The 13291-nt window shown below is 70.9% G+C and carries 13 protein-coding genes and 1 pseudogene; 8 read left to right on the forward strand and 6 right to left on the reverse strand.

Annotated features, from left to right (window positions below):
- Positions 1 to 649: pseudogene (locus KPF47_RS28845) on the reverse strand (IS5 family transposase); the annotation flags it as partial.
- A gap of 140 nt (positions 650 to 789) precedes the next feature.
- The gene (locus tag KPF47_RS28850) at positions 790 to 1632 is read right to left on the reverse strand and encodes an IS5 family transposase (RefSeq protein ID WP_224386276.1); all 843 of its coding nucleotides are present in this window, start codon (positions 1630 to 1632) and stop codon (positions 790 to 792) included.
- A gap of 343 nt (positions 1633 to 1975) precedes the next feature.
- On the opposite strand from KPF47_RS28850, the gene KPF47_RS28855 reads away from it, so the two are divergent.
- Complete coding sequence (locus tag KPF47_RS28855; protein ID WP_224388607.1) at positions 1976 to 2860, forward strand: IS5 family transposase; 885 nt, start codon at positions 1976 to 1978, stop codon at positions 2858 to 2860.
- A gap of 47 nt (positions 2861 to 2907) precedes the next feature.
- Here the strand turns inward: KPF47_RS28855 and KPF47_RS28860 are convergent, their stop codons facing one another.
- Both KPF47_RS28860 and KPF47_RS28865 read right to left on the reverse strand, forming a co-directional pair.
- Positions 2908 to 3750, reverse strand: coding sequence for an IS5 family transposase (locus tag KPF47_RS28860; protein WP_224386276.1), 843 nt, complete (start codon positions 3748 to 3750; stop codon positions 2908 to 2910).
- A gap of 260 nt (positions 3751 to 4010) precedes the next feature.
- Positions 4011 to 4463 carry an IS5 family transposase gene (locus KPF47_RS28865; protein ID WP_224391971.1) on the reverse strand — a complete coding sequence of 151 codons (453 nt, stop codon included), beginning with the start codon at positions 4461 to 4463 and terminating at the stop codon, positions 4011 to 4013.
- Between the two features lie 76 nt (positions 4464 to 4539).
- Between KPF47_RS28865 and KPF47_RS39275 the strand changes: the two genes are divergently transcribed.
- The 6 genes from KPF47_RS39275 to KPF47_RS28890 all read left to right on the forward strand — a co-directional run bounded on the left by KPF47_RS39275 (position 4540) and on the right by KPF47_RS28890 (position 8463).
- Positions 4540 to 5163, forward strand: a complete 624-nt coding sequence (locus tag KPF47_RS39275) for an LLM class flavin-dependent oxidoreductase (RefSeq protein ID WP_255660769.1) — start codon at positions 4540 to 4542, stop codon at positions 5161 to 5163.
- A complete protein-coding gene (locus KPF47_RS39280) occupies positions 5163 to 5684 on the forward strand; it encodes an LLM class flavin-dependent oxidoreductase (protein WP_255660771.1) in 522 nt (173 codons plus the stop codon). The genes KPF47_RS39275 and KPF47_RS39280 overlap by 1 nt, the downstream gene beginning before the upstream one ends.
- Before the next feature lie 10 nt (positions 5685 to 5694).
- The gene (locus tag KPF47_RS28875; RefSeq protein WP_224391975.1) at positions 5695 to 6438 is read left to right on the forward strand and encodes an SDR family NAD(P)-dependent oxidoreductase; all 744 of its coding nucleotides are present in this window, start codon (positions 5695 to 5697) and stop codon (positions 6436 to 6438) included.
- Between the two features lie 31 nt (positions 6439 to 6469).
- The gene (locus tag KPF47_RS28880) at positions 6470 to 6811 is read left to right on the forward strand and encodes a hypothetical protein (protein WP_224391976.1); all 342 of its coding nucleotides are present in this window, start codon (positions 6470 to 6472) and stop codon (positions 6809 to 6811) included.
- The gene (locus KPF47_RS28885) at positions 6811 to 7707 is read left to right on the forward strand and encodes an SLC13 family permease (RefSeq protein ID WP_374108919.1); all 897 of its coding nucleotides are present in this window, start codon (positions 6811 to 6813) and stop codon (positions 7705 to 7707) included. Before KPF47_RS28880 ends, KPF47_RS28885 begins: the two co-directional genes overlap by 1 nt.
- A gap of 450 nt (positions 7708 to 8157) precedes the next feature.
- Complete coding sequence (locus tag KPF47_RS28890) at positions 8158 to 8463, forward strand: hypothetical protein (RefSeq protein ID WP_224391978.1); 306 nt, start codon at positions 8158 to 8160, stop codon at positions 8461 to 8463.
- Positions 8464 to 8529: 66 nt separating this feature from the next.
- Here the strand turns inward: KPF47_RS28890 and KPF47_RS28895 are convergent, their stop codons facing one another.
- The gene (locus tag KPF47_RS28895) at positions 8530 to 9873 is read right to left on the reverse strand and encodes an MFS transporter (RefSeq protein WP_224391979.1); all 1344 of its coding nucleotides are present in this window, start codon (positions 9871 to 9873) and stop codon (positions 8530 to 8532) included.
- Between the two features lie 279 nt (positions 9874 to 10152).
- On the opposite strand from KPF47_RS28895, the gene KPF47_RS28900 reads away from it, so the two are divergent.
- Positions 10153 to 10920: a hypothetical protein gene (locus KPF47_RS28900; RefSeq protein ID WP_224391980.1), complete on the forward strand. Its 768-nt coding sequence runs from the start codon at positions 10153 to 10155 to the stop codon at positions 10918 to 10920.
- A 52-nt stretch (positions 10921 to 10972) separates the two neighbouring features.
- Here the strand turns inward: KPF47_RS28900 and KPF47_RS28905 are convergent, their stop codons facing one another.
- Entirely contained in the window at positions 10973 to 13096 is a 2124-nt protein-coding gene (locus KPF47_RS28905) for a PhoX family phosphatase (RefSeq protein WP_224391981.1), read from the reverse strand.
- Positions 13097 to 13291 lie beyond the last annotated feature (195 nt).

Genomic DNA, 13291 nt, shown 5'->3' on the forward strand with positions numbered 1-13291 from the left:
GTGGCCTGGATCGGCGCTTTCTCACCCTTGTGCGCGATCTCGCCGTGCAGGCCTCGTTCGGCCAGCGTGTCGCGGGTCTTGCCGGAGTCATAGCCGGCGTCGAGGTGCACGGTGATGTCGTCGGGCAGCGGGCCGAGAGCATCGAGGCGGTCGAGGGTGGGGCCCAGTAGCGGGAGTCGTGCCGGTTGGCTCCGGCCAGGACTCGGCCCAGCGGGATGCCGTATCCCTCGACGAGCACCGAACGTTTCATACCCTGTTTGCGCCGGTCCACCGGCGACGGACCGGCGACCTCGCCGCCGCCGGGGGCCTTGGTGATGGCGCCATCGACGGCGATGTCGTGCAGCAGCAGACCGACGATGCGGTCGTAGGCGTCCAGGACGATCCGACGCAGCTGGGCGAAGACCCCGAGCCTGATCCACTCGTCACGACGATCGCGGATGGTGGTCGCCGAGCAGGTGCTGTCAGCGATGCCCTCATACGAGCAGCCGAACCGCAGTACCTGCAGGAGCTTGTCGAACACGATCCGATCCGCGATCCGGCGGCGATGGCAGCCCAGCGGATGGGTGGGATCGAACTCGTCTCGATGAGGCAGCAGCGCGGTGAACTGGTCCCACAACGGCTCGGTCAGCCATGATGGCAGGGTGGGCACGCGGCCTCCAGACGATCACGAAGCGTAGATAACTTCATGATCGGCAGGCCCGTACCCGCCCTCGCCCCCAGACACTCGACCGCGGCCAAGCTGTGACCAATCCGCGCGACCTCTTAGAGGTCGCGCGGATTGGTTGGTGATCATGGACGTCGTGCAGGTCGGGCGTTCCAGCGGTGTGTGGTCCAGGCCTGCCGAATCAAGCTACGGAGTGTGACGATCGTGTCGGCGAGGTCGAAGAACGCGTCGACGACGATTTCTCGTCGTTCGTAGCAGCGCTGCAGCCGGTTGAAGCTGTTGTGCCAAGCGTTGGTCCGCTCGACGTGCCAGCGGCGGGTGGCCTGGATCGGCGCTTTCTCACCCTTGTGCGCGATCTCGCCGTGCAGGCCTCGTTCGGCCAGCGTGTCGCGGGTCTTGCCGGAGTCATAGCCGGCGTCGAGGTGCACGGTGATGTCGTCGGGCAGCGGGCCGAGAGCATCGAGGCGGTCGAGGGTGGGGCCCAGTAGCGGGGAGTCGTGCCGGTTGGCTCCGGCCAGGACTCGGCCCAGCGGGATGCCGTATCCCTCGACGAGCACCGAACGTTTCATACCCTGTTTGCGCCGGTCCACCGGCGACGGACCGGCGACCTCGCCGCCGCCGGGGGCCTTGGTGATGGCGCCATCGACGGCGATGTCGTGCAGCAGCAGACCGACGATGCGGTCGTAGGCGTCCAGGACGATCCGACGCAGCTGGGCGAAGACCCCGAGCCTGATCCACTCGTCACGACGATCGCGGATGGTGGTCGCCGAGCAGGTGCTGTCAGCGATGCCCTCATACGAGCAGCCGAACCGCAGTACCTGCAGGAGCTTGTCGAACACGATCCGATCCGCGATCCGGCGGCGATGGCAGCCCAGCGGATGGGTGGGATCGAACTCGTCTCGATGAGGCAGCAGCGCGGTGAACTGGTCCCACAACGGCTCGGTCAGCCATGATGGCAGGGTGGGCACGCGGCCTCCAGACGATCACGAAGCGTAGATAACTTCATGATCGGCAGGCCCGTACCCGCCCTCGCCCCCAGACACTCGACCGCGGCCAAGCTGTGACCAATCCGCGCGACCTCTTAGAGGTCATTTCAGAACGAGGTCGACGTGTCTGTTGTAGACGACAAGCGGCTATCTGACCTGCCGTTTGATCTGTCGTCGAGGGGTCAATGGAAACTCGACAAGTCGTTCTGAAACGACCTCTTAGAGCGTCCGGCAGTAGAGGTGGCCGTGTGTCGGTGTTGGTAGAGACACGGACCTGCAAGTGATCATGGGATTGCTGATGTCCTGATGGTCGCCTGGAGGGTCCGTGCCTCTATTGCCAGAATCGCTGATCGACCCCCTCTGGGTCGAGTTCGCTGCCCTGATCGAGGCAGAGCGGCGCCCGGAGTTCGACCCGGCCCATCCGTGGGGCTGTCACCGTCGCCGGATCTCTGATCGGGTCGTGTTCGACCACGTCGTTGCCGCTCTGGTGCACGGTAGTGGCTACGAACGCATCGCCACGCCGGGTTGCTCGGACCGCACCATCCGCCGCCGTCTCGATGACTGGGCCACCGCGGGAGTCAGCGAGGAACTGCTCCGCACCGCGCTGGCCGGTTACGACCAGATACTCGGCCTGGATCTTGACGATCTGGCGGTCGACGGATCGATCACCAAGGCACCAGGCGGAGGCGAGGTGGCCGGCCGCAGCCCTGTCGGCCGCGGCAAGCAGGGCACGAAACGGTCCGTGGCCTGCGATGACCAGGGCATCCCGCTGCACCTGGTCGCGGCGCGAGCCAACGACCATGACTCGCCCCTGCTGGAACCGACCTTGACCGGCATCGTGACGATGATCGGCCCGCTGCCCCGCCACCGCGACGCCCACGGTGGTGATCTGTTCCCGACCGTGCACCTGGACCGCGGCTATGACTCCGGCAAGACCCGTACTCTGCTGCACACCCTGGGCTTCACCGGCGAGATCGCGACCACGGGGGTCCCGGCGCCGATCCAGGCAGGACGACGGTGGCCCATCGAGCGCACGCACTCCTGGATGAACGGCTACGGCAAGCTGCGCCGGTTCACCGATCGCCGGAAGATCATCGTCGAGTTCTACCTCGACCTCGCCGCCGCGCTCACCGTGATCCGCCGGCTGATCAACCGTGCCCGCAGCCGCTACCGCTGGACAACCCGACCCACGACCCGTCGACTCCGATAACCATCAATCGCCGGACGCTCTTAGAGGTCGCGCGGATTGGTTGGTGATCATGGACGTCGTGCAGGTCGGGCGTTCCAGCGGTGTGTGGTCCAGGCCTGCCGAATCAAGCTACGGAGTGTGACGATCGTGTCGGCGAGGTCGAAGAACGCGTCGACGACGATTTCTCGTCGTTCGTAGCAGCGCTGCAGCCGGTTGAAGCTGTTGTGCCAAGCGTTGGTCCGCTCGACGTGCCAGCGGCGGGTGGCCTGGATCGGCGCTTTCTCACCCTTGTGCGCGATCTCGCCGTGCAGGCCTCGTTCGGCCAGCGTGTCGCGGGTCTTGCCGGAGTCATAGCCGGCGTCGAGGTGCACGGTGATGTCGTCGGGCAGCGGGCCGAGAGCATCGAGGCGGTCGAGGGTGGGGCCCAGTAGCGGGGAGTCGTGCCGGTTGGCTCCGGCCAGGACTCGGCCCAGCGGGATGCCGTATCCCTCGACGAGCACCGAACGTTTCATACCCTGTTTGCGCCGGTCCACCGGCGACGGACCGGCGACCTCGCCGCCGCCGGGGGCCTTGGTGATGGCGCCATCGACGGCGATGTCGTGCAGCAGCAGACCGACGATGCGGTCGTAGGCGTCCAGGACGATCCGACGCAGCTGGGCGAAGACCCCGAGCCTGATCCACTCGTCACGACGATCGCGGATGGTGGTCGCCGAGCAGGTGCTGTCAGCGATGCCCTCATACGAGCAGCCGAACCGCAGTACCTGCAGGAGCTTGTCGAACACGATCCGATCCGCGATCCGGCGGCGATGGCAGCCCAGCGGATGGGTGGGATCGAACTCGTCTCGATGAGGCAGCAGCGCGGTGAACTGGTCCCACAACGGCTCGGTCAGCCATGATGGCAGGGTGGGCACGCGGCCTCCAGACGATCACGAAGCGTAGATAACTTCATGATCGGCAGGCCCGTACCCGCCCTCGCCCCCAGACACTCGACCGCGGCCAAGCTGTGACCAATCCGCGCGACCTCTTATCTGCGCGGACCCGCTCGGGTCGGGTCCGCGGTCGGCCCGGACCGACCCGTCCGACGCTCAGATGTGACATCAGGTGCGCGAACATCGGGGCGTCACCGGCCTGGCCAGGGCCGACCAGTACGACCAGCGGGCGGCCGTGTCCGTCAACGAGCTGGTGGATCTCCGTGCCGAGCCCTCCGCGGGAGCGGCCCAAGGCGTGATCGGGCGGCTCGATCAGCAGATTCTTGTAGTTCGATCCGGCCCCCTGTGTCCCGCTGCAGGGTCGCGGCGTGTTGGTGAGCGCGGATGATCGTCGAGTCGACCGACACGGCCCAGTCCACGAGACCGGCGGAGTCGGCATCGGCGAGCAGAGCTGCGAGAACCTGGTCCCAGGTGCCGTCACCGCAGTAGCGGCGGTGGCGTTTCCATAGGGTCTGCCACAGCCCGAACTCGACCGGGACATCACGCCAGGCCAGCCCGCAGCGGAACCGGTAGATGATCCCCTCGATCACTCTGCGGTGATCGGCGAACGGGCGCCCTGGCATCCCGTCCGACGAGGGCAGTAACGGCTCGAGTCGGTCCCACTGGGCATCGGTCAGGACGGCACGGCGCGACACCTACTGATCATCGCGCAGGCCCGACCAGCCGGGTTAGGAGACGCGCCCTAGCCCCCACCCGAAACGGAGACCTCCGATGACGCAGTCCTCTCCACCTCACGTCCCCCGGTACGACTCCGGTCCCCTGTTCGCCGACACCGGGCTCAAGCTCGGGGTCTTCGGACTGAACGTGACCTCGGCGGGCGCGGTCACCGCGAGCCCCAACCGTCACGAGATCGGCTGGGACCAGAACCTCCGCCTCGTCCAGGCCGCCGAGGCCGCAGGCTTCGAGGCGGCGATCCCGTTCTCCCGGTGGCGCGGCTTCGAGGGCCGGACCAACCCCTGGGGAGCCAGCTTCGAGCCCTATGCCTGGGCCGCGGCACTGGCCGCTCGCACCAGCCGGATCGCGATCTTCACGACCTCGCACTGCCTCACCGTCTCCCCGGTGATGGCCGCCAAACAGATCGCCACGATCGACGCGGTCTCGCACGGTCGTGTCGGACTCAACGTCGTCGCGGGCTGGTTCGCCAAGGAGCTGCAGATGTTCGGCGTCGAGACCCTCGACCACGACGCCCGTTACGGCTACTCGGAGGAGTGGCTCGACATCCTGCTCCGGCTCTGGCGCGGGGAGCCCCACGACTTCGACCACAGGGGACGGTGGCTCACGGTCGAGGGCGGTTACAGCAGGCCCACACCGCTCCAGCCCCCCACCCACCGCTGATGAACGCCGCCTTCTCCCCACGCGGGCACCAGCTCGCCGCCCGCTACGCCGACGTCGCGTTCGTCTCGGCGTTCGACCCGGCGGGAGCGGCACGCAAGGTCCGGGAGATCCGTGCACTCGCCGAGGGGTTCGGCCGCGAGCTGTCCGTGTGGGTGGCCGCCTCCGTCGTGTGCGCGGACACCGACCGCGAGGCCGCCCGGCTGATCGAGCGCTACTCCACCGACGACGCCGACGCCGAGGCGGTGGACAACGCCGTGGCGTGGACCATGGGCGGCACCCGGATGCCACCCGCCCAGCGGGAGCAGCTCAACCGGGCCGTCGCGTCCACCATGGCCGGATACCCGCTCGTCGGCAGCCCCGCGACGATCGCCCGGCAGCTGGGCGACCTCTCCGCCGCCGGAGTCGACGGTGTCGCTCTGACCTGGATGAACTACGAACGCGGCCTGCCGCGGTTCATCGCCGACGTACTCCCGGTGCTCGAACGCGACGGCATCCGGCACCCGCTCACCACCAGCGTCTGAGGAGGCGACCATGACTCGCTTCGACGGCAAGGTCGCCGTCGTCACCGGTGCCGCCGGCGACATCGGCAGTCGGCTCTGTCGTGCGCTCGCCGCCGAGAACGCCGAGGTGATCGGTGCGGACGTCGACGAGGCGGCGGGCGCCCGTCTCACCGCCGAGATGCACGCGGCGGGAACCTCCTTCACCTTCCGCCACCTCGATGTCGCCGATCCCCGGTCCGTGGCCGCGTTCGCGCGGACCGTCGGGCGGGTCGACGTCCTCGTCAACGCCGCGGGGGTCCTGAGCTACGCCCCCCTGTCCGAGACCGCGGTCGAGGAGTGGGACCGGGTCCTCGACATCAACGTCCGGGGCGCGTTCCTCGTGACCAAGGAGCTCACCTCCGCGCTGGCCGACGGCGCCACCGTGGTCAACCTGTCCTCCTCCGCCGCGGTACGCGCCGGAGCGGGCTGGTCGGCCTACAGCGCGTCGAAGGCCGCGCTGGTCGCCCTGACCAAGGTCACCGCGGCCGAGCTGGCCCCCCGCTGCCGGGTCAACGCGGTCTGCCCCGGCGCCCTGGACACCCGGATGCCGCACCGTCTGCTCGACGGCCACCCGGCCAAGGAGACGATCCTGCACGGCATGGCGGAGGCCTCGATGCTCAAGCGCCTCGGCGAGGCCGACGAGGTCGTCCCGATCTGCCTGTTCCTCGCGAGCGAGGAGGCCGGTCTCATCACCGGAGCCTCGATCATCGCCGACGGCGGCACGACGGCATGGTGATCGCGACGGAGGCGGCGACGGGCCGGCCCCGATGATAGCGATCTCCGTCGGCGTCCTCGCGCTGGTCATCGCGGTGTCGGCGTGGCGGGCGATCAACCTGGGCGCGCTCGCCCTGGCGGCGACCTGGGTGGTCGGCGTCCTGATCGGCGGGGAGTCCGCGGCCGACGTGCTCGGTTCCTTCCCCTCCGACCTGTTCGTCATGATCGTGGGAGTGACGCTGTTGTTCGGGGTCGCCCGGGCGAACGGCACCGTCGACCGTGTGGTCCAGGGGACCTTCCGCCTGGTCCGGGGCAGGCGGACAGCTCTGCCCGCCTCCTCTCGGCCCTGCTGTGTGCGGTCGGGGCGGCGTCGGGCCCCGTCGCCGTCATCCTGATCCCGGTCGGCATGACGGTGGCCGCGGCACACGGGGTCCGGTCCCTCGTCGTCGCCCTCATGGTCGGCATGGGAGCGACCGCAGGCTCGTTCTCCCCCCTCGGGGTGTTCGGGATCATCGTGCGCCGGATCCAGACCGACAGCGGGCTCCCGGTCGATCCCCTGCTGTTGTTCCTCTCGACGATGGTGATCGGCACCGCCGCCGCGGTGCTGGTCGGAGTGCTCGTCCGCAGTACCGACGACACCTCCCCGACCACGGTGACGGAACCGGCCCCGACGACGCCCGGGGCCACCCGCCCGCCCCGCTCCGCGGTGGTCGCCACGCTCGTCGGGATGGCGGTGCTCGTCGTCGGAGCCATCGGGTTCGGGCTCGACATCGGGTTCCTGGCCCTCACCATCGCGCTCGCGCTGATGCTCGCCCATCCCGACTCGGCCCCGGGGGCGGTACGCGACGTCAGTTGGGGGATCGTCCTGCTCCTCGCCGGGATCGTGACCTACGTCGGCGTCCTGCAGCGCAACGGCACGATCGCCTGGGTGGCCGACACGGTGTCCACGGTGCAGCCGGCGCTGCTCGCCGCCCTCCTGATCTGTGTGATCGGTGCGGTGGTCTCGGCGTTCGCCTCCACCGCAGGGATCCTCACCGCCGTCGTCCCGCTCACTGTCCCCCTCGTGGCCACCGGCGACCTGAGCGCCGTCGGCCTGGTCGCCGCCCTCGCCATCTCCTCCTCCCTGGTGGACGTCTCGCCCTTCTCCACCTGCGGTGCCATCGCCATGGCGAACGCACCGGAGCACGAACGCGAGAGCATCTACCGAGGGCTGCTGGTCTTCGCGGGCGCCGCCGCGGTGGCCGGCCCGGTGGTGAGCTGGGCCGTCCTGGTGGCGACCGGATGGTTCTAGGTCGCGGGCCGGCTCCATCGGGCCGCCCCGCTCGGTCCGCCACGCGTCGACCTCGTCGACCAGAGCCCGCCATGACGGCACGGAACCCGTGCGGCGCAGGGCGATACGTCCGTCCGGCAGCACCCCCGCTGGTCCGCCGGGCGGTGTCGACGGGTGACCCGTTCGCGCGTCCGGCGCACCGGCGGTGCCTGTCGTCGTGTCGCCGACACCGGTTGCCGATCGACACCACGGCTCACCGAGCGGCCACCCTCCGATCGTGCGGGTGCCACCGGGCACACCCGGCCGCGCACCCGCCCGCGGCGCCGGTGGTGCGCCGCGCGCCGCACCACCGACCTGCGGCGATGCACTGTCCTGAAAGGATCCAGAACGCTGTGCGCGAGGGCCCCCGCCCCGCCGGGCCCGGGTGAACGGGACCACTACTGTCCCCGGCAATCGACCTGGAGGTGAGTCGTGGCACTCGCGAACATCCTGTCCGAGATGCCGGATCTGCTGGAGCGGACCCTGGCGGAACACACCCCCGACGCGCAGGGCTTCTGCCGTGAGTGCCGGGACGCGACGGGGGTCAGCGCCACCTGGCCCTGCGTCACCCGCGAGCTGGCCGAGCAGGCCCGCTCGATGTCCTCGGCGGAACCACGGGAGCCCGGTGACCGGCCGGGCGAGGGCACCGTCGCCGGGCGTCGGCGCGCCCGCGACCTGTCCGCCCCGGCCCGGGACCTGCCGCTCCCGGCAGGCAACGGACGGCACCGCTCGATCTGAGCACGATCCCGCTGCCGGTGGCGGTCCGGACGCGCGTCCGGACCGCCACCGGGAACGGGGCGGTGTTCAGGACAGCCGGGCCGGCGCGTCCGGTCGGTGCGTCTCCCGGATCAGCAGCACCGCGACCAGCGAGATCACCGCGACGACGACCATGTAGGCCGCGACCGCCATCGACGTGCCGTAGCCCTGCTGGAGCGCGGCGGCGATCAGCGGCGCGAACCCGCCGCCCAGCACCGCGCCGACGGCGTAGGAGAAGGACGCACCGCTGTAGCGGAAGCGGGCCTCGAACATCTCCGCGAACAGCGCGGACTGCGGGCCGTAGGACAGACCCAACCCCACCGTGAGGACGACGACCGCGACGACCATCGCGGCGAACCCGGTGGTGTCGAGCAGCAGGAAGAACGGCACCGGCCACACCACCAGCAGCACCGAGCCCACCAGGTACACCCGCTTGCGGCCGACCCGGTCGGACCAGACCGCCCCGGCGACGATGCTGACCAGCCAGCTCACCGAACCGATGATCACGACGATGATCATCGTGTTCCGTGGGACCTCCAGCACCTGGGTCCCGTAGGACAGCAGGTAGGCGAGGAAGATGTAGCCGATCGCGTTGTTCGCGACGAAGCTGGCCGAGGCCAGCACCAGCTCGCGCGGGCGGTGCCGGAACACCTCCAGGATCGGGGCACGGCTGCGGCCGCGGTTCTGCCGCAGCAGCGCGAACACCGGGCTCTCCTCGACCCGCAGCCGGATCACCAGCCCGACGACGACCAGCAGGATCGACAGCAGGAACGGGATCCGCCAGCCCCACGCCGCGAACTGCTCGGGGCTGGTCAGGTTGGACACGACGAGGAACACCAGCTGGGCCAGGATCAGCCCGGCGGGCACCCCGATCTGGGGGAACGAGCCGTAGCGGCCGCGTCTGCCGGGCGGGGCGTGCTCGACCGCCATCAACGCCGCGCCGCCCCACTCACCGCCCGCCGACAGCCCCTGCAGCAGACGCAGCACGACGAGCAGCACCGGCGCCGCGACACCGATCTGGCCGTAGGTGGGCAGCAGGCCGACCCCGACGGTCGCCACGCCCATCAGCAGCAGCGAGAGGACGAGCATCTTCTTGCGACCGAGGCGGTCGCCGAAGTGCCCCCACACGATGCCGCCGAGCGGACGCGCGACCAGGCCGACGCCGAGCGTCGCGAACGCCGCCAGCGTGCCCGACGCGGCCGACATCGTGGTGAAGAACTGGCTGTTGAACACCAGGGCCGCGGCCGTGGCGTAGATGAAGAAGTCGTACCACTCGATGGTCGTGCCGATCGCGCTCGTCGCGGCGACCCGGCGCACCTGCCGGGGCGCGGAGCCGGTCGTGTCGGCGGCACTCGTCGGGCCGGCGCCGGGCGCGGCCTGCTGCTCGGTCATGCGTCCTCCCCTGACCCGGGACGGCGGTGTCCCGGACCGCGCTACTTTTGCACCGAACGTCCGGTCGGGGAAGACGTGCGGGGCGACCCGTCCTCGCCATTCGTCGCACGGCCGGGTGCGGTCGTCGCCGCGAACCGTCCACGAAGATCGGACATCGGGGCACATTCGCTACCGTCCGGTCACTGAACACGCGGTCCGGTTCCCCCCGACGGGCCGGGATCCCCGATCCCGACGCTCCCCCGCAGCCCGGCCGGTCCGCGTGCCGGAGGAGAGACCGTCGTGCCCCGACACCGACATCGGGCGCAGGCCGGGCTGCGGCCCGGCCTGCGCCACGTGGCCACCGCGGCCGCCGCCGCGAGCGGCACGCTCGCCGTCGTCACGCCCGTGACCGGGCTCGGCTTCGGCCCGGCCGAGGCCGACCTGCGCCTGGCCGCTCAGGACGTGTCCGACGGCGCCGACCCCGGCGCGTCGCTCGCCGGCGCCGCCGGCAACGGGCCGCGGGACACACCGGTCCTCGGCGCCGAGATCGTCCGCGACGCGGGTCTGCTCGACCCGGCCGCGGACGCGAGCCTCGCCGCGGCGCGCAAGGCCCAGGACCTGGCGCAGGAGGCCGCCGAACAGGCCAGGGCCGCCGCCGAGCTCGCCGCCCGTGGGCTGGGCGACCCGTCGTGCGGGCTCGACCTCGACGACCTGGGCCGGGTCAAGACCTGGGTGTCCGACGCCGCGGAGTTCCTCGGCTGCGCCTACGGGGAGACCGAGCTGATCGGCGTCGCGAACCGGGCGAACGCCTCCGACCACCCGACCGGCCACGCCCTGGACATCATGGTGCGCGGGACGAAGGGCGACCGCATCGCCGACTGCGCGCTGGCCAACGCCGACGAGCTCGGCGTGAAGTACGTGATCTGGGAGCAGCGGATGAACGACGGCTCCGGGTGGTCGACCATGGAGGACCGCGGCGGCGACACCGCGAACCACTACGACCACGTGCACATCTCGTTCGACAAGCGCGCCGGGTCCGGCGACCCCGACCTGGGCCGCTGCGCCTGACCGCCCCGGCCCGCCCGGTCCGTACCGCGGCACGGACCGGGCGGGCCGGGGCTCAGACGCCGATCTTCGCCGGTCGTCCGTCCTTCAGGTGCCGGATCGCGACGACGGCCGGGCGCGGCTGCGCGGCGCCGCCGTCGGGCCAGTGCGAGGCCGGCTGCTCCGGGGAGGCGTCGTCGACGTCGCCGGGGTGCTGCACCGAGACCAGCACGAAGTTCTCGGTGACGACCGGCCCGCAGCACTCCGAACCCACCGGGACGCTGGCGAACAACCGGGTCGAGCCGCGCTGCGGCCCCTCCAGCACCACGCCGTAGAGCCCGTCGTTGATCTCCAGCGCCTGGCTGGAGTCCGTCGAGACCCACAGGTTGCCGTAGGGGTCGAAGGCCACGTTGTCCGGCGAGGTGATCGGGCTGACCTGGGACTTGTCGAACCCGCCGAAGTAGGTCGACGGGTCCTCCGGGTCGCCGCAGACGAGCAGGACGTTCCAGCCGAACGTGGTGGCCGCGGGGTCGTCGCGGGTCTCGGTCAGCTCGATGACGTGTCCGTGCTGGTTCGCGTTGCGCGGGTTCGCCTCGTCCGCGGCGGCCTTGCTCCCGGCCTTGCCGCGGTCGGAGTTGTTGGTGCAGGCGATGTAGACCTTCCCGGTGCGCGGGTTGGCCTCCACGTCCTCGGGGCGGTCCATCTTCGTGGCGCCGACCGTGTCCGCGGCGAGCCGGGTGAACACGAAGACGTCGGCGACGCTCATGCCGTCCACGAACGACCTCGTGGTCGAGGCCAGCGGCGTCCACCGCCCGGAGCCGTCGAACCGGCCGTCCCGGGGGAGCGCCCCGGCGCCGGTGATCTCCGCGGCCGGGCTGTTCCCGGTGAACGTCGCGACGTAGAGCGTGCCCGAGGACAGCAGCGTGGCGTTGTGTTCGCGCGCGGCCCGGCTGTGCCCGCGGCGCATCTGCTTGTCCGACACGAACTTGTAGACGTAGTCGAAGCGCTCGTCGTCGCCCATGTACACGACGGGGCGACCGTCGCGGGTCAGCGCGACGGTCGCGCCCTCGTGCTTGAAACGGCCGAGCGCGGTGTGCTTGACCGGCTTCGAGGCCGGGTCGTGCGGGTCGATCTCGACGATGTAGCCGAACCGGTGGGCCTCGTTCGGCTCCTTCGCGAGGTCCCAGCGCGGGTCCACGCGCTCCCACTTGCGCTCCGAGGCGCCCTCGGAGATGCCGTAGCGCTGCGCGCGCTCGTCGGTCACCGGGCCGGAGGCGAAGTAGCCGTCGAAGTTCTCCTCGCCGGACAGGAAGGTGCCCCACGGGGTGGTCCCCCCGGCGCAGTTGCCGATCATGCCCCGGACGCTGCGACCGGTCGGGTCGGCCGTCGTGCGCAGCACCTCGGCACCGGCGGCCGGGCCGTCGAGCACCATCTCGGTGTCGGCGGTGATGCGCCGGTTCAGCTTCCCGGCGCGGTCGTGGTGCAGCTCGCCGGTGCGCAGGTCCCGGGTCACCTCGACGATGCCGCCGCCGTGCGCGGCCATCCCGATCCGGATCTGCTCGGGGGTGGGGGCGTCCTCGTCGTACCCGCGGAACATCAGCGGCTCGAGCGTGTACTCGTGGTTGGAGTACAGCACATAGCGGCGGCCGGGGCCGTCGATCGGCAGGATGCCGCAGAAGTCGTTGTTGTAGCCGAACTGGCGGGCCTGCGCCGCGGCGGTCTGGTTCTCGAAGTCGAACTCGGGCGCGTCCGGGAACATCGGGTCGCCCCAGCGGATCACGACGTTGCTCGCGTAGTCGGTCGGCACCCGGACCGCGTCGTCGAGGTTGGGTGCGACGGTGTCGTAGTGCAGCCCACGCGGCGGGCGGGCCTGCGCCGGGGCCGCCACGTCGGTGCCGAGCGGGTGGGCCGGGGCGGCCGGCGCGGGCTCGGCGGAGGCGGAACCGGCCAGGGCCACCCCCGCCCCGGCACCCAGGCCGAGCACGGCACCGGCACGCAGCATCCCGCGGCGGTCGAGCACGGTCTGCAGGACGTCACCGAAATAGGTGTTCGACGAGGGGTTGGGCTCCGGCCGGGAGCAGGCGTCGCCGCACCGGTAACGACAGGTGAGTCCCTGGCGTCCGTGGCGCACGCGGTCGAGGAGCGGGAGGGCGCGGCGGGAGCCGGCCTGGGGGGCGTCGCCGGGGCAGCTGTGGGCCACGGTCGTCCTCCTGGGGTCGTGGTGGGATGCGCGGTCCGGTCCGTTCGGGGCCGTCCGTTTCCTCCGCATCCCAGCACCCGCGTCCTCCCGTGGGGTGAGGAGAAGGTGGCCGCCGGGTGAACGCCTCCCCGGACGGGGTGGTCTCGGCCACGCAACGCGACCGGCGCGGCCACCCGACGGGTGACCACGCCGGTG

The sequence above is a fragment of the Pseudonocardia sp. ICBG1293 genome, assembly GCF_020131355.1.
Taxonomy (GTDB): Bacteria; Actinomycetota; Actinomycetes; order Mycobacteriales; family Pseudonocardiaceae; genus Pseudonocardia.